Here is an 18,400-nt window from a genome sequence, read left to right on the forward strand (position 1 = left end):
TTTGATGATGTGCGCGTTTTTTTATTACTAAAAGTTAGAAACTATTAAATTGACTTTAATACCTATAGGGGGTATATTGAAATTAAGAAAAACGCAGAAAGAAGGTATACCTTTGTCTAATAAAACTACCACATTGGATATTACCGGAATGACATGTGCTGCGTGCTCTAACCGAATAGAGAAGAAATTAAATCGATTAGACGATGTTACAGCTCAAGTGAATCTAACAACTGAAAAGGCAACAATTGAATATAATGCCGATGAATATCAACCAGAAGCATTTGTAGAACAAATCAAGAAATTAGGTTATGATGTTGCAACTGAAAAACAAGAATTAGATATTACTGGGATGACATGTGCAGCCTGCTCGAATCGTATAGAGAAAGTTCTTAACAAAATGGACGGCGTTCAAAATGCAACAGTCAATTTGACAACTGAACAAGCATTAATTGAATTTTACCCTAGTACAACGAATACGGATCAACTTATTCAAAGAATTCATAAATTAGGTTACGATGCTAAACCAATCACAAATAATAATTTAGAAAAGTCATCTCGAAAAGAACAAGAATTAAAATTAAAACGAACTAAATTAATGATTTCAGCAATCTTATCTGCACCACTTTTACTTGTAATGCTCATTCATGTATTTCCTGTTCATTTACTAGAAACTATAATGAATCCATGGATACAACTCATTCTAGCTACACCTGTACAATTTATTATAGGTTGGCAATTTTATGTAGGTGCCTATAAGAACCTACGCAATGGTTCTGCCAACATGGATGTTTTGGTGTCTCTCGGCACAAGCGCGGCATACTTTTACAGTATTTATGAAATGATCCGATGGTTACTAAATAAAGTGAATGAACCTCACTTATATTTTGAAACAAGTGCTATTTTGATTACGCTCATTCTATTTGGGAAGTATTTAGAGGCACGTGCTAAATCTCAGACTACCAATGCATTGGGCGAATTATTAAGTTTACAAGCTAAAGAAGCTCGAGTATTAAAAGATAATCAAGAGATGATGGTTCCTCTTAATGAAGTTATAGTGGGAGATACTTTAGTAATTAAACCTGGTGAAAAGGTTCCTGTAGACGGTGAGATTATCAAAGGAAGCACCTCCATCGATGAATCCATGTTAACTGGTGAATCTATTCCAGTTGAAAAGACAATCGGAGATGCAGTAATTGGCTCTACACTAAATAAAAATGGTTCTTTGATCATAAAAGCTACTAAAGTGGGCAGTGACACTGCATTAGCAAATATTATTAAAGTCGTTGAGGAAGCACAAAGTTCTAAAGCACCAATTCAAAGATTAGCGGACATCATTTCAGGTTATTTCGTACCTGTGGTTGTTGGTATTTCATTGATTACATTTATTATTTGGATTATTTTCATTCATTTTGGTCAATTTGAACCTGCGTTGCTTGCTGCGATATCAGTACTAGTCATTGCATGTCCTTGTGCACTTGGTTTAGCAACGCCTACATCTATTATGGTAGGTACTGGTCGCGCGGCTGAAAATGGTATTTTATTCAAAGGCGGCGAATTTGTAGAACGAGCTCACCATATAGACACTATTGTATTAGATAAAACAGGTACCATCACTAATGGTAAACCAAAAGTTACAGATTATGTTGGCGATCAAGATACACTTCAGCTGTTAGCTAGTGCTGAAAATGCATCTGAACATCCTTTAGCTGAAGCCATCGTCAATTATGCTAAAGATCAAAACTTAACACTTTTAGGCAACGAAACTTTCAAAGCTGTACCTGGCCTGGGTATTGAAGCGACAATAAATGGTCATCGTATTTTAGTTGGAAACAGAAAGTTAATGCATAACTATGACATCAATATAACTCAAGAACTCAATAACAAATTAATTCAATATGAACAACATGGTCAAACTGCAATGGTAATTGCAATTGAACATGAACTGAAAGGTATTATTGCTGTTGCTGATACTGTTAAAGATACTGCAAAACAAGCCATTAATCATTTACAAAATATGAATATTGAAGTAGTCATGCTCACTGGAGACAACAAACAAACGGCACAAGCAATTGCTAAAGAAGTAGGTATAGACCGTGTTATCTCTGATGTGTTACCTGAAGAAAAAGCTGAACAAATAGCTCTATTACAAAAAGAAGGACGAAATGTTGCTATGGTTGGCGACGGTGTCAATGATGCACCTGCTTTAGTTAAAGCTGACATTGGAATTGCAATAGGTACAGGTACTGAAGTAGCTATTGAGGCTGCAGATATTACAATTCTTGGTGGTGATTTACTACTACTCCCTAAAGCTATAAAAGCTAGTAAAGCAACAATTCGCAATATACGTCAAAACTTATTTTGGGCATTTGGATACAATGTCGCAGGTATTCCTATAGCCGCTTTAGGTTTACTTGCGCCTTGGATAGCCGGAGCAGCCATGGCATTGAGTTCAGTTAGCGTAGTGACAAACGCACTGCGTCTTAAAAAGATAAAATTATAAATTCTCGATTACCATTACTTTCATTAATCGGAATAGCGTTTTAAGATTATAATATAGATGAAGATATCGATAAAGGAGTGAAGTCTTATGACTCAAGAAATAATTCAAGTAGAAGGTATGAGCTGTCAACATTGCAAAAATTCAGTTGAATCAGCATTAGCAAACTTAAACGGTGTACAATCTGCCGAAGTTAATTTAGAAGAAAATAACGTTCGTGTAGAATTTGATGATTCAAAAGTGAACATCACACAAATGAAAGATGCTATTGAAGATCAAGGCTATGATGCAAAATAGTTATTAAATATAAATGCCTCAGAAAGATAGGTAAAATCTTACTGAGGCATTTATATTTTTTATTATATTTCAAAAATCTCTTTTAATATCTTTTCGCAACTATCCGTTGAATCGTTAGTCATTAATAAGTTAATCAATCTGGAATAGTCAACACTTTCATGTTCCACGATTTGTTGAGCTAACAGCTCTTCGTTCTTACTGCCTATAGTAAAACTACCATAATCGAATATATTAAAGTAGTAGCCAGTTTCTTTTTGGTATAGCTCTTCATCTTCTTGCAATAATATAATTGGTTTATTTAAATGCGCATAATCAAAAATGGTTGACGAATAATCGGTTATAATACATTCACTGATTAAATATAACTCTTGGATATCAACTAATTCATTAAAGAAACAATGCACGCGTTCATTAATATGACTGTAGCATTTACGTAGAGCCCCTTCATTTGGGTGAAGTTTAATAATAATATCATACTCTGTAGGCAAATAATCTATTAATTTCTCGATATCTATATTAGTAATTGTTTCCCTTTCGTTTCTTCTCCATGTTGGACAGTATAAGATATATTTCTTTTTATCAGATAACTTAAATAGGTATTTAAGTTTAATTCTATTTTGTTCTTCAAGTGTATTATTTTTTAATAAATACGTATTTCTAGGCGCACCATAATTAAGGATGTTTAACTTAGGATTTTTAGAGGTTTGGAAAGCAGACTCAAATAATTTCTTATTTAAATCTGAAGAAACTAATAAATAGTCCCACTTTTTCATTCTAGGAAGAAAATTTTTCAACTGAATCATACGTTCTTTCTTGTTATTAAGATCATTAACCATTTTCTTCATAGGTAGACCGTGCCAAGTTTCTACAAAAACCTGATTTCGATGTTTATACACTTTATCAATAGCATTACCATTTATAAATATATATTTACTTCTACGAAATTTATTAACATAATCGTCACTTGAGAGTCTTGTTGGGATAAACCCATTCTCTCTTATTTCCATGTCGACTAATGCATTGACAGAACTTACGAAAATCTCTTTTTCAGGATACAGACGACGAATTGCATGTGCAATATATTTCGGATCACCACTAAATGATTTACCATGAAAACATTCTATAAATACATATTTTTTACTAGGTTTAATTTTATTTAATTTTCTAAGATAAAATGGTCTATGTATAACATGAAATACTTTTCTTATACATTGATAACATTGTCTAGCTCTTTCTTTTAAAGTAACTTCATTTTTATCCTTTTTCAACTTACTTTTTCTTGCTACTGCGAGTTTGTAATTACTATTAAACCTAACTTCCTTAGAATTAATAGCAATATCTATATTTTTTAAGTAAGTTTCGGCATAATTTTTGTAATTAAATTTTTCTTGTAGCATTTCACAGTCTTCTATTCTTTCTTTATCATTATAATTTTTTTGTGCAAATGCTAATAAAATCTCACAATCTTTTTCAATGTCTTTAGTTAAAAATTCAGTACAATGATATGATTGATAAATTTCTTTTAGAAGTCCATCATCTCCACCATATATCAATGCTCTGTTACCTTTAAAAATCGATTCAATAATAGAATAACCAAGCGTTTCATAAGGGGATGTAGAAATATAAATATAATTCTGAGGTTGGTACCCATTAATGTAGACGTATTTATTCAGATTATAGTAGTTAACCAAGTTTTTATATAATGTTTCTGATGGGCCATAACCAATAATATTGAGTCTGATATTTATCGTATTTTTATTTTTTATTATGTAATTAAATAATTTTATCGCGTACGAAATATCTTTAACTTCATCCTCAAATCGTGATTTAATTAAAAAATGTTTATGTGTATTTTTGGTAATTTTATCAATGGGAATGTGTTCAGTATTCACGTATTGGTTAAAAACATTTTTATAATTAAACCTTTTAATAAAATCCGATTTTATACTTTTAGTACTTACTCTCACACAGTCAATTGTATCTAACGAAAGATCTATATCTTCAGTAATATACTTTAGTGGTCCATGTATTTCTCCAACAATTTTTATTTTGGGGTTATATTTTTTAATTAATCTCGAATATTTAAAAAATGCTTCTCTAGTAATAATTAATAATTGAGTTTTTGCTAATTGCTTTAAGTTGTTTAAATAAAAAATATCAACTGAATTGTTCGCTAAGTCTTCCTCTTGGATTAGTAAATCTTTCTGTGCTTGATCGAATTTTTTATAATTAAAATAGTTAACTGTATGTTCATTTTTCAAAAAAGCTTTAATTAAATTGATATTACTTCTAGAAGTTCCCCCTTTGGCAAATATGTTAAAACCAAGTATAGTGATTTGCATTGTTGTTCCATCCTTTATATGTTGTTGAATCATAGTTAGTGTTATTCTTATAAAAGCTCATTTTAACTAATTCACTCTCAGACGAGTATCTCCAGTATTTATGACATCCATAGCAGCATCTAAGGCATCAACAATAAGATTCTCCACTGCTGCTTCAGTATAGAAAGCAATATGCGGTGTTATAATAATATCTTCCCTTTGTATTAATGAGTTTAATAATTCATCGTTCAAATCTTCTCCACGTCGGTCTGTTGTAAATACACCTACTTCAAGTTCATAAGTATCTAAGGCAACTCCCTTTAATCGCCCTTGGTCTAACGCCGATATCAGTGCTTGAGTATCAACTAAAGAACCTCTTGCACAATTTACGAATACCGAGCCCTTTTTGAAGTAACTAAATAAAGCCTCATTAAACAAATGATGATTATATTTTGTAGCTGGAATATGCACAGTCACAATATCCGCTTCTTCAATCGCTTCTTGCAAAGTATCTTTGTAAGTTACATACTTAGCCACATTTTCATTCGGAAATGGATCATATGCTACTACTTCACTACGATATCCTTCGGCAAATATTTGAGCTACAATACTACCTATACGTCCAGTACCAATTACAGCAACTTTTAAATCACTCACAGACTGCGATAAAATCGATGGTTCCCATCTAAAATCGTACTCTTGCATCTTATTTTGAATGCGATTTGAATAACGTACGACATTAACAGCTTGAGTAACCGCAAATTCAGCAATACTACGTGGTGAATATGACGGCACATTGGAAATAATTAGATTATATTTAGTCGCTAAGTCTAAATCATAATCATCAAATCCAGCACTTCTTTGAGCGATTTGTTTTATCCCAAATGATTCTAACTTCTTATAAATTTCTTCAGAGATAGGTAAAGTTTGAGATAATGAGAGACCGTCACTACCTGAAACTGTCTCGACATTATCTTCTGTTAGTTGCTCTCTTGATAAATCAACTTCTATATTATTACGCTTAGACCATTCTTCAATATAAGGTAAATCCTCATCTCTAACACTCATAATTTTAGTCATTCTCAATCATCCCCTCTGATTAACATTTAGCCATTATACATGTTGGCAAGGTCTGTTAATCTCTCTGTAGCTTCTTCTAGTTGCTTATCGTCTAATGCAAGAGAAATACGCACATAATGCTTGCCGTTTTTCCCAAAAGGTATACCTGGTGCTACTAAAATAGATTTCTCTTGCAATAAAAACGTTTCAAATTGTTCACTATTATACCCTTGTGGCGTACGCAACCAAGAATAGATACCACCTTTAGAATGAACAAATGGTAATTTTGCTTCTTTAAGTTTTGCTTCAAATGTGTCACGTCTTCGTCTAAATGTTTCATTTTGTTGTATCAAAAAATCATCATAATTATTTAAAGCATACGTGGCGGCATCTTGTAATGCTCCAAACATGCCAGCATTAGTATGTGTTTGATACTTTTTCAAAGCTTGAATCATGTCTTTATTTCCTACAGCAAATCCGACTCTAAATCCTGACATATTATATCCTTTGGATAAGGAAAAGATTTCGATAGCGACATCTTTACCATGTTCCGATGCAAGAATACTTGGGTTTTTATCATCAAACCCAAAGGCACTATATGCAAAGTCATGTACAATTTTAGTATCTGTATCTTTAAATCGTTGTACTGCTTCATCAAATACGGATTGTGTAGCTGTAGAACCAGTAGGATTATTAGGGTACGTTAAATAAATTAATTTAGTGTCTTTTAAAACTTGTGGATCAATTTTATTCCAATCAGGTAGATAATCTGGTGGCTCTAGTTCTAGGGGTACAGGGTTAGCATCTGCTAACATGACGCCAGCTAAATAATCAGTATATCCTGGATCTGGTAAAAGCACCGTTTCGCCAGGATTGACTACACACGTTGGTAATGCAACTAAACCATTTTTAGTGCCATATAAAATGCAAACTTCTTCGTCTTTATGAAGTGTGACACCATATTGTCGTTCATAAAAATTTACAATGGCTTCTTTAAAAGACTCTTTCCCGTGAAAAGCACCATACTTTTGATTCTCAGGAATACGTAACGCTTCAGAAAAATGGTCAATAATACCTTTAGGTGTTTCTCCATCGGGAATTCCTACCGCCATATTAATAAGCGGAAGAGATCCATGTTCAACTTTACGCCCCATTGTCTTTCCGAAATAACTATCAGGGATTGTAGCAAGTCTATTTGAAATTACCATTATAAGCCCCCTTTATTAAATCTCAATCCTCTTATTATTATCAATTTTATCAACAAGATTAATTATGTCAATATTAACAATTTTCAGATAAGTGAAGTTAATTATCTCCCTTTCCCTAATTCTAGAATAACGGTAATTATTATGAATCAGCAAAAAAATTCCCACTAAATATATAAAAAATCCATAAACGAATGATTTATTTTCAAACATTTATGGACTCTTTTTCAAATTGAATGACTCCTAATTTTCACTAAATATTATTGTCTATATCTTTCAACATTTCATTTACAGTAATTTTAGCGCTAGTTAATACAATAGGTACTCCGGCACAAGGATGTGTACTCGCTCCAGCAAAATATAAATCTTTGTAATCTCTCGAAACATTTGGAGGTCTGTAGTAGTTACTTTGGGCTAATGTCGGCATTAAACCAAATGCTGTACCAAACTTCGCATTATAATCATTTTCAAAATCGATTGGTGTATAAACAGTTTCAGATATAACATTTGATTTTACATCCTCTAATACGTCAATTGTCTCTAATTGACGATAGATAATATCTTTAACTTTCCTAATCACATTTTCATCTTTCCAATTAATATGACCTGTTTTTAATTCTGGCGTAGGCATTAAAACATAGATACCGGTTTGACCTTCAGGTGCCATACTCCGATCTCCAACTGCTGGCACATAAACGTAAATAGATGGATCTTCAGATAATGAACCGTTAAATATTTCATCTATGTTTTGTCGGAATTGTTGGGAAAAAATGACATTATGTAGCAACATCTCGCTAGTCACATCTTTATCAATACCAATATACATTAAAAATGCAGAACAAGAATAATCTAATTTTTCAATTTTACTAGGTTTATATTTTTTTACGGGTGAATGTGAAGGCATCAATTTTTCCGCTGCATAAGGAAAATCTGCTGTACATAATACTTTATCAAATCGTTGCACAAGACCATTAACCCTTACGCCATCAGCACGCTTATATTTAGGGTCGATGATGATTTCTTCTATATTAGAATTTAATTGAATATTCACATCTAAATCTTTATTTAATTTAACAAGTCCACGTGTTAATCCATACATGCCCCCCTTAATAAAGTGAACACCAAACATCATTTCTACCATAGGAATAATTGAGTATAAAGAGGGGCCGCGTTTTGGATCAATTCCTATATATAACATTTGAAATGCTAATAATTTTTGTATTCGTTCATTATCAATATAATTTTCTATTAAATTATCAGCATTGTTTAATGTTTTTAATTTCAAACCTTTAATAAGCGAATCTACATTATAGAAATCCGTAACCTTTCTATATGTTTTCTCTAAAAAATGATAGCGCGCAATTTCATATCGCTTGTAAACATCAGTTAAAAATGACATAAACCCATGTGTCGTACCTGGTTCAATACTTTCAAGCGTTTCTTGAAGTTCGGCTAAATCAGTAGGTACTCTTACTTTGTCATTTTTCCCAAAGTAAACATCATAAATATAGCGCAATTGTTCCATATCTACGTAGTCTTCAAATTTCTTACCGCTTTCTTCAAATACTGCCTTGTATACCTCGGGAATCATCACGATAGAAGGACCTTTATCAAAGGTAAAGCCATCTTTAGTGAATTGACTCATTCGACCACCTGGATACCCATTTTTTTCAAAAATTGTTACATTATTACCTTGCGAAGCAAGTCTTGCTGCCGCTGCTAATCCAGTGACGCCTGCTCCTATTACAGCAATATTCATACTACATTCCACCTATAAATGATATTTCTTTTTTATTGTTTTATACATTTTTACCTTATCTAATTTAGAAACGTAGACACGACGATGTAATGTATAGGAAGCTTTTCTCACTTCATCTAATATGCCGCGGTAAATAATTGAAGCTAATTCAATAATTGGTTGCGCTTCTTTATTGAAAACACCAAGATTTGATAGTGCAATATCATAGTCTTCTTGAGCTAGTTTCGCATGATGCTCCCATAAATCAATATATTGCTGTGACACTCCATTGTTAAAATTATTTTCAATAGAGACATCAAATCGAGACAAACTCGACTTACTGAAGTAAATTCTGTCATTCTCAAAATCTTCTCCTACGTCTCTTAAAATATTGGTTATTTGAAGTGCTTCTCCTAGTTTACGCGCGATTCGATACGTTTCTTCATTTGGTTGCTCTGCTAGTACAGGAGTTAATACTTCTCCCACTGTACCTGCTACGCCATAGCAATAGTTTAATAATTCATCATCAGTTTCAAACATCTCAAAATCCTGGTCTTCATATACAGTTTGAATGAGATTATAAAAAGATTGATATTCAATTGTGAAATTTTGAGAAACTGTATACAAAGCTTCCATAATCATTTGATTGCTTTTAAATTCGTAGTTTTCAACGTCATGATTTTTCTCGATAGTTATAATATCTTCGTGTATATTTTTAAGTATTTGAGGATTTTCATGTACGTCAATACTGTCATCTATAATTCGACATACTGCATAAATCGCCCATACTGCTTTGCGTTCATTTTCAGGTAAATAATCAAAAGCATAAGAAAAACTTTTAGAATGTTCTTTCATAATTTGATGGCAGTATTTAAAGTTTTTTTCATTCGATGTCATGGAATTCCTCCTATAATTTAATGGCCTAGTTTAAAATTCAACTTATATCAAATGTACGACCCTTCCATTTTACCTTTTTTGAAAAATGAGCGTGTCGCCATGAGTTTATAAAGATAATAATAAAGAACACAAACAAAATTGGATGAAGAATGAGCAATATTATCGAAAAAGCACCCACTCTTCTATGTAAACTTACAAATTCCCATGTATATAAAATATAAACAATTCCGGAAAATATTAACGATATCGGTTTAGCAATCCATCCAAGTAGTAAAGCCATTGTAGATGTGAGTGAGCCCATTAACCACATTACAATCGCCAACATTACTTTAGGTTCAGTTTGATTGGCTCCTACTGAAAAATGCTTTGTCCATCCTTGTATAAGTGAGCGAAGTCCTTCTTCATACATGCGAAACTTAACATATTCACTACCTTCGTATACTGTAACAGGCAAGTTAGATTGACTAAATGCCTCTCCTAATGCAAAGCCTTCTATAATAGTGTTGCGTGCGTTTTTATGACCACCTGTTTTAAAGTAATCCTCTTTATTCATTATTGTGACAGGACCAAAAGCCGTATAATTATTAAATTTACCCGCTAAACTTGAAAATCGATTCATTCCGACAATCGTCATTAAATTAAAGATAGCCGAAAGACTCTCATAAAATTTAAAAGTCTCATGGTAAGGTTGAATACTTAATAGTCCTTGATTCCCTTGCTTAGCAAATGAATTTAATATCGCCTCAATAGCATGACTATTAAAGATGACATCTGCATCAACAAACATCATTAATGGCGTTTGAACATGTTGGGCTCCTTGATAGCACGCATGAGATTTACCATACCATTGGCTATCTTCTTTAGTTTCATAAACAGTTGCTCCATAAGCTTTGGCAACCTCACTCGTCCCATCTTGAGACGCATCGTCCATAACTATAATTTCATAGATGCCATGTTGCTTAGTCAAAGATCTTAACAAGTGTGGCAACCTTTGCGCTTCATCTCTAGCTGGTATAATAACTGTTAATTCATTGCTATGAATAGTACTATGTTTCGAGCGAGATAATGTATGTCTTCTATTATATATAAATTTTCCACAAATTAATGAAATAACAGATGCTAATGATAAAAGGAGTTGTATAAGTTTCAATTCTTTCTAACTCCTTCCCGCTTCAATAGCATTAATTTTGTCTGCAACTTGCATGCCACTTAACGTTACCATTGGCATACCTCCACCTGGATTTACAGAGCCTCCCACAAAGAAGAGATTGTCAAAGTACTCACTTTGCTTAGGAAATTTAAACCCTTTATTTTTCTTCTTATCTGCGACTACACCATATATGGCCCCTCTATTTGAGCGATAATTATGTTGGATATCCTCAGGCGTCCAAATATCTTCATATATAATATGCGCTCTCAAATCAGTCAGTCCCATTCGTTCTAATTTCGTTAGTACACGTTCTTTAAACGCTGCATATTCTTCTTTTTTAAATGGTTTATCTTGAATATAGGGTATATGTGGTAAGACTTTAATATTTTCATATCCTTGTGGCGCTTGTTGTTCATCCGTTTTATTAACATTTACTAAATAGATTGTCGGATCTTGAGGTAATACCTTTTGATGGAATACTTCATCATAGTTTTTCTTAGAGTCCTTTGAGAAAAAGAAATTATGATGAGCAAGTTGAGAATAGGATTTGTCTATCCCTAAATGTAATACATAACCTGAGCTTGCAGGTTCATATGTTCTTTCGAGTTGGTCAATTTTTTGTTGATTAAAATGCAATAACTCTCTATAGGTAGGGATGACCTCCATATTGGAAATTATATAATCCGCTTCAACATACTTCCCACTACTTAAACGTACGCCCGTAACGCGTTGATGATACGTTTTAATATTTTCAACAGCAACCCCCATTTGTATGTCCACGCCTTCTTCAATAGCCAATTGTTTTAGCGCTAGTGCCAATTTATGAATTCCACCTTTGACATACCATAATCCTTGTTCTTGTTGCATATGAAATAACATTGAGAGAACTGCAGGTGCATCATAGGAAGAAGAACCTACATACTTAATAAAGTAACCTAGCATATCTCTTAATTTTGGATTCGAAATATAACGGTGAATTGCTTGTTGCATTGTTGAAAAGTAATCAAAACCTCGCAATGCTTTAAAAGGTCCATGATATTTTATAATTTCTCGTAACGTATCTAAGTCAAAATTGAAATATCCCTTTTCAGTAAAACGATGTATACGCTTAGTATATTTTAAATAATTGTCGAGTTCCTTCTTATCTTCTTGACCTAACTGCAAATTATTAAGTAAAGTTGCTTCAGTATTTTCATATAGATCAATGATTTCACCATCAGGAAAGAAACTCCGCCATTGTAACGGCAATCTTTCAATTTCGATATAATCAGCCATATTTTTCCCGCTATAGTTAAAAAGACGCTCAAATATGTATGGCATGGTTAAAATAGATGGACCTAAGTCAAAGCTAAAACCCTGTTTCTCTAGACGATTCACCTTTCCACCAATATGATTATTTTGCTCAAATAATGTTACTTTATACCCACTTTGAGCCATTCGAATAGCAGCGGATATCCCTCCTAAACCACCACCAATAACTAAGATGGATTGAGTCATATTACTTACCTCGCTTTTCAATTATACGTATTAAACGTTCGATTCTTGGACGATTATATCGTTGTGCTACAATCACTGGAAGATGGCTAAACGTTACGTACGCAATGTTAATCATTTTGATGTACCGTGGAGCTTTAACAAATAGCCACACAGATAAAATGGAAATCCAATGTATCAATTCTGCACGTCTCATTTCCAATAATAAGCGACGCGTCTGTTCAATATTTACTGATAACTTGCTTTTATCATAGATATCCTTATTAATTTGAGCACCTTCAGGTATCAATCTTTTCCACTTACTTACCTTTAAAGTATGATCCCAAAGTTCACCATTTTCTTCCCATTGAAAAGATCGAAATAAACATGAATATTTTTCAAAAAATGATTTAGGGATACGTGTACCTAAATGTGCAATAGACATTTGAACGACAAACCAAAATAGACTGTGCAAAATAATAAGGCGAGTTATAGATTTAATAGCTTTCATACTTTCACAGCTTTCTATTTACAAATAAAACCTTAAATAGTTATTCGATTATATTCCCTCTCATATCAGATGCGAAACGCAAATGCCATGTTATTCTACACTACTAAAAAATTGCATAAAAAAAGAGGATGACATATTGTCATCCTCAAAGATTATAACTCGAATTGTCTTTCCAGTTATAAACTATATCTTACCACCAACCGTTAGATTGACGGAAAGAAATTGCGTTACCGATTGAACCATAACGTTCTTTAGCGTAGTTAATCATACCTTTAGTTTGGTTAGATACTGAACCGTAACCCCAAGATTGGTTAGTTTGACCTAAACCATGGTATTGACCGTTAGAAGCGTTAACGTTACCACCTGATTCAGGCATTACAATAGCGTTCCATAATTCTTCAGTACCACCAGCAGCTAAGAATTGAGCTTTAGTAGAACCACCAGTTGAAGCTGAGCTTGATGGTGCTGAGTATGAAGTTGTTGAAGTGCTGTAATTATGAGTTGAAGTAGTTGGAGCTGAAACAGCTTTAACACTTGTATTGCTTGATTGTTGGTTTGAACTTACTGATTGGTTTGAACTTTCTTGGCTGTATGAATTAGTGTAATCAGCTGATGATTGAGTAGTTGAACCAACTTGAGCATAGTTCCATGACCAGTTAGTACCATTAGAAGTGAAGTTGTATTGGAAACCATTGTTTACGAAGTGGATATCGTAAGCACCAGCTTGAACTGGTTTAGAGTTTAATTGTTCTGGGTTGTGTTGAGCTAAATCAGCTAAGTGAGCTTGATCTACGTTAGTAGTTTCAGAAGCGTGAGCTTCGTTACCTGTTAATGCATAACCTGCAATTCCTAAAGATACTGCTAATGATGAAGCGATAACTGTCTTTTTCATAATATAAAATCCTCCAAATATGTTTTAAAATTAAAATTTGTAAATTATATTCTAAGTGTTTGATTTCGTTGTGCTACATTGAAAATGTTTTTTGTTAACTTTTGACGGTATTCACTATACCACAAAAATCTCGTTTGTATATTACACGTTCCTTACAAAAAATTACAATAGAAGTTTGATTTTGTAATCTTGAAACAAAAACATTTCTCTTTGTAACATATAATTTCTTAAAAATTGTTTAAAATTACATTGGTATTTGTGGTTTTACATTAGTTTTTAGGTTGGTTTGACCCAACTTTCAAATAGTCTGTAATATTACAGATTTCATTTTTGTTACACTACCGTAATAATTCTATAATCTAATTTGACCCAACAAAAAAGTAAAAAAGATGAATTTCAAAGAAATATTCTTGAAATTCATCCTCTGATACAACTTTTTCTTATCTATAAAACGTCTTCGCATCTTTTAATAATCGTTTTGAGAACTTCGAGACGACTTGTTTTTTTATGATCTGCTTTTATCACATGCCATGGCGCTAACTTCGTATTCGTATACTTAATCATATCTTGACTGGCTTCTAAATACATATCCCATTTTTCTCTATTACGCCAATCTTCGTCTGTAATTTTCCATTGCTTATTTGGATTTTGTTCTCTATCTTTAAAACGTTGCAATTGTTCTTCTTTATCTAAGCATAAAAAGAATTTGATAATTATGGTACCTTCATCCGTCCACATTCTCTCAAACTGATTAATTTCATCATATGCGCGTTTCCATTCATGATGCTCTGCAAATCCTTCGACTCGTTCCACCAATATTCTTCCATACCAACTGCGATCAAAAATTTCGATGTGTCCTGATTTAGGCATTTTTTTAGCGAATCTCCATAAATAATGATGATTCTTTTCAACATCTGTAGGCGCACTGATTCCATTAACTTCATAACCAGTCGGATCTAACTTTTCTCTGATACGTTTAATATTCCCACCCTTACCTGCAGCATCCATACCTTCGAATACTAAAACTAAAGGGATTTTACGTTTGTACAACGCAAATTGAATTTCTCTCATACGGGTTTGTAATTCTACTATTTGATGTTGGTAATCTTTTTTCTTAATTTTAGATTCTTCAATATTAAATAACGACGTTGAGAAATGACTATTAAATTCTCCATCTATATATTCTTCATGTTTTTGGTATTTTTCAAGCGCATATTCTAATCTTTCTATTATATTTAGATACATGTTTGTTATTGCTTGTTCTCTAACCGTATAATCAATGATTTGCCAATCATTACAATTGTGTATGATACGTCTCATTTCATTTAAATAAACATCTTGGGGTATTACCTCCTCATATTCTTGAACCTTCCATCTCATCAACGGGTTACTTTTAGTTTGTTGAATATGAGCTTGACGTTTCTCTTCATTTATTTCTATAAAGAACTTAATTATTTCATAATTATCTTTCTTCAACATTGATTCGAAATTACTAATTTGTTTAAGTAATGAATCATAATTAACATATTGATGATGTTTGATATTATTTTCCTTATAATCAAGATAATGTGAATACCAGCTTCTAAAATAAATGTTGATGTCACCTTTTTGTGGCAGAGTATTCCAATATTTTTGTAAAAATTGATATCTTAAATCGTATGTTTCTGGAGATTTCGTAGCGATAAAGTTTGTATACTTCGCGTCTAATTGAAGTAATAAATCATTTGATAAACGTGTCTTACCAGACGCGGGTATCCCTTCAAAAATGATCATGACAGGTATACCTAACTCATGGGTCTTTCTACTCAACTGTGCCACTTTTAATTGTAATGTGTCGATGTGATGCGACATGATTTCACCCTCTATATTTTTATTACAATAAACATCCAATTTTACACTTTTATTTTAGCACAGAAAAAATCTCCTCAATGTATCACACATCGAAGAGACTCTACTCTATCCCATAAATTTAAATATATCATTACGATATAGATGAATTACTTTCCGTAATAATAAATCTAAAATCCAAGCAATTAAAAACGGCACTACAAAAAACGCAACTATAATCAGTAACAGACTTAACCATACTGAATCAACATGCATAAATTTAAAAGCATTAATAAGTCCTACCATACCTATAAATCCGAAGCCCGCTGATTCCTTTGTTCCACCAATACCAATGATACCTGATGCGATACCTGATAATGCTGCTGTGATAAATATTGGTACCATAATCACAGGATATTTGACCATATTAGGCATCATCATTTTTACGCCACCAAAGAAAATTGATAAAGGAATGCCTAAGCGATTCACTTGGCTCGTACCAATAAGAAGGACAGCTTCTGTAGCAGCAATACCTATTGATGCCGAACCAGCTGCAATACCTGATAGGCCAATTGCCATTGCAATTGCGACGGTTGATAATGGCGATATAATAATAAAGCTAAATACCATAGATATCAACATACTCATAAGGACAGGCTGTAATTCAGTAAAGCTATTCAACATATTTCCAATACCTGTAGTAATTAATCTCACATAAGGTAATGTAAAAATACCTATCGTTGCTGATAGGCCGCCTACAATTGTCGGAAAGACTATCAGGGCCATACTTCCTACACGTTCTTCAATTAATAATATGAATAATACTGCAATTGCAGCTGTAATCATCGTATTAATAAGGTCCCCTATACCTGCGACGATCCATACACCATTTTTAAATTGAGCTGCACCACTTCCAACATAAGAAGCACTAGCAACTACGGCAATTGCCAATGGTGTTAAAATAAATTTCATAGCAATAAGTGCACCGATAAGGGCCGGTACAGTAAATTGGATGGCTTGCACGACTCCTAGTAAAGTTTTAAAAATAGGCTGATATTGCATTAAATATTTAAAAATCTCTCCCAAAATCGCATTTGGAACGAGTCCTGCGACAATTCCAATTGCTACCCCTGATAAAACTCTAAAAATAAAATCCTTTGGTCCGTCGATATTTCTAATAGCTGACATGACTTAAACCTCCCAATGTGCTGAGTAATAATTATGTATAAAGACAAAGTCTTGATTCGCAAAGTATGATTCAAGTAAATGATTCTTAGATGCAATAACTTAGAGGGATATTTAATGATATTCATACACGCGTCTCAAGACTATGAGTAATAGTATATCACGTTTTCAGAAAATTTAGATAATTATTTTTGCTATTATCTTACAAATTTTCAAATTATGCGAAAACCGTATGATTTAATATTTACTCGAAGATATACTACAATCATTGACACAAGGGAGGTAACGTTATGTGGAAGAAAATTGTATGTTCTGTTGGGGCCACAACAGGTGCTGCTATTGTGGGCTCTTACTTATATACTAAATTAATTGAAAAACGTAGTTATAAGAGCTTTTTAAAAGAAAAATTTAATCATGTTTCACGTGGCAAACAATACTTTATTAAGCCGAAGAAGATTGATCAAATGCTTAAAATGGCTCAAATCGAAAATAGCAAACCTTTCAAAGCTACAAAATATAGATTTAATCATAGAGTGGATATACGAGAATATTATGGTACACATACGTACTATGTTAATCATCAAAATGATCCACATCAGTTAAAGATTTTATATATGCATGGTGGTTCTTGGGTCGCAGGTCCATTCAAAGAGCATTATCAAATGATGGATCAACTTGCTACTGATTACAACGCAGAAGTTATTGCACCTATATACCCTAAAGTGCCTCAAAGTGGCAAACGCGCAACATTTGATTTAATGACTCATATTTATCGTAATCTTTTAGATTCTGTGTCTTCATCCGACCATATTATCATTATGGGAGATTCTGCAGGCGGTAACATCACATTAAGCTACGCGCAGTATCTTAATGAAATTAATTTACCTCAACCAGGTCATATTATCACTATATCACCAGTGGTTGATGCCACATTTACTAATCCAGAAATACCTCATTACGAAAAGGTAGATAGTATGATTGGTAAAGAAGGACTTAAAACATTTGCTAAAATATGGGCTGAAAGTGATGAGTTAGACAATTATAAAGTATCTCCAATTAATGGAGACTTTAACAATCTCGGTCACATCACTCTTTCAGTAGGAACACATGAATTACTTTATCCTGACGTAATTAAGTTATCTCGTAAATTAAACTCTGAAGGAATTAGCCATAATTTACTTATTGGAAGTCATATGCTTCATGACTATGCGATTCAGAATATTCCAGAAGCAAAACAATTTAGAGAAAACTTAAGATATATCATCAATGACAATCGAAAAATTAAAGATAATATTATTTAAGATAAATGATTCCCTAAGAAAGATATTATTTTTACTCTTTCTTAGGG

At 32.8% G+C, this 18,400-nt stretch carries 14 protein-coding genes; 3 read left to right on the forward strand and 11 right to left on the reverse strand.

All coding sequences use genetic code 11. The annotated features are described in order from the left end of the window. Nucleotides 1-112 precede the first annotated feature (112 nt). On the forward strand, nucleotides 113-2,500 hold the full coding sequence (locus AC3WQX_RS08180) for a heavy metal translocating P-type ATPase (protein ID WP_023351103.1): 2,388 nt from the start codon (nucleotides 113-115) through the stop codon (nucleotides 2,498-2,500). Nucleotides 2,501-2,587: 87 nt separating this feature from the next. Continuing rightward, nucleotides 2,588-2,794, forward strand: coding sequence for a copper chaperone CopZ (copZ, locus tag AC3WQX_RS08185; RefSeq protein WP_030058741.1), 207 nt, complete (start codon nucleotides 2,588-2,590; stop codon nucleotides 2,792-2,794). Nucleotides 2,795-2,856: 62 nt separating this feature from the next. Here the strand turns inward: copZ and AC3WQX_RS08190 are convergent, their stop codons facing one another. From AC3WQX_RS08190 to AC3WQX_RS08240, 11 genes are all read right to left on the reverse strand, one after another. Continuing rightward, entirely contained in the window at nucleotides 2,857-5,136 is a 2,280-nt protein-coding gene (locus AC3WQX_RS08190) for a CDP-glycerol glycerophosphotransferase family protein (protein ID WP_030058739.1), read from the reverse strand. 66 nt (nucleotides 5,137-5,202) lie between these two features. Next, a complete protein-coding gene (locus tag AC3WQX_RS08195; RefSeq protein WP_049427850.1) occupies nucleotides 5,203-6,195 on the reverse strand; it encodes a D-lactate dehydrogenase in 993 nt (330 codons plus the stop codon). A gap of 26 nt (nucleotides 6,196-6,221) precedes the next feature. Next, nucleotides 6,222-7,382, reverse strand: coding sequence for an aminotransferase class I/II-fold pyridoxal phosphate-dependent enzyme (locus tag AC3WQX_RS08200; RefSeq protein WP_049427848.1), 1,161 nt, complete (start codon nucleotides 7,380-7,382; stop codon nucleotides 6,222-6,224). Between the two features lie 250 nt (nucleotides 7,383-7,632). Beyond that, nucleotides 7,633-9,138, reverse strand: a complete 1,506-nt coding sequence (locus AC3WQX_RS08205; RefSeq protein WP_049427845.1) for a phytoene desaturase family protein — start codon at nucleotides 9,136-9,138, stop codon at nucleotides 7,633-7,635. A gap of 12 nt (nucleotides 9,139-9,150) precedes the next feature. After that, nucleotides 9,151-10,014: a phytoene/squalene synthase family protein gene (locus AC3WQX_RS08210; protein WP_030058728.1), complete on the reverse strand. Its 864-nt coding sequence runs from the start codon at nucleotides 10,012-10,014 to the stop codon at nucleotides 9,151-9,153. 37 nt (nucleotides 10,015-10,051) lie between these two features. Next, entirely contained in the window at nucleotides 10,052-11,164 is a 1,113-nt protein-coding gene (locus AC3WQX_RS08215) for a glycosyltransferase family 2 protein (protein WP_030058726.1), read from the reverse strand. Between the two features lie 6 nt (nucleotides 11,165-11,170). Beyond that, nucleotides 11,171-12,661, reverse strand: a complete 1,491-nt coding sequence (locus tag AC3WQX_RS08220) for a phytoene desaturase family protein (protein ID WP_492740045.1) — start codon at nucleotides 12,659-12,661, stop codon at nucleotides 11,171-11,173. Nucleotide 12,662: 1 nt separating this feature from the next. Next, complete coding sequence (locus AC3WQX_RS08225) at nucleotides 12,663-13,148, reverse strand: glycosyl-4,4'-diaponeurosporenoate acyltransferase CrtO family protein (protein ID WP_049427843.1); 486 nt, start codon at nucleotides 13,146-13,148, stop codon at nucleotides 12,663-12,665. 190 nt (nucleotides 13,149-13,338) lie between these two features. After that, complete coding sequence (locus tag AC3WQX_RS08230) at nucleotides 13,339-14,040, reverse strand: aggregation-promoting factor C-terminal-like domain-containing protein (protein WP_030058720.1); 702 nt, start codon at nucleotides 14,038-14,040, stop codon at nucleotides 13,339-13,341. A 444-nt stretch (nucleotides 14,041-14,484) separates the two neighbouring features. After that, the gene (locus AC3WQX_RS08235; RefSeq protein WP_030058718.1) at nucleotides 14,485-15,891 is read right to left on the reverse strand and encodes a phosphate--AMP phosphotransferase; all 1,407 of its coding nucleotides are present in this window, start codon (nucleotides 15,889-15,891) and stop codon (nucleotides 14,485-14,487) included. A gap of 105 nt (nucleotides 15,892-15,996) precedes the next feature. Next, entirely contained in the window at nucleotides 15,997-17,055 is a 1,059-nt protein-coding gene (locus AC3WQX_RS08240; RefSeq protein ID WP_492740046.1) for a PTS sugar transporter subunit IIC, read from the reverse strand. A gap of 287 nt (nucleotides 17,056-17,342) precedes the next feature. Between AC3WQX_RS08240 and AC3WQX_RS08245 the strand changes: the two genes are divergently transcribed. Beyond that, nucleotides 17,343-18,353, forward strand: a complete 1,011-nt coding sequence (locus AC3WQX_RS08245; RefSeq protein ID WP_049427840.1) for an alpha/beta hydrolase — start codon at nucleotides 17,343-17,345, stop codon at nucleotides 18,351-18,353. Nucleotides 18,354-18,400: the final 47 nt, after the last annotated feature.

The sequence above is a fragment of the Staphylococcus sp. FW104-15G4D genome, from assembly GCF_058790135.1.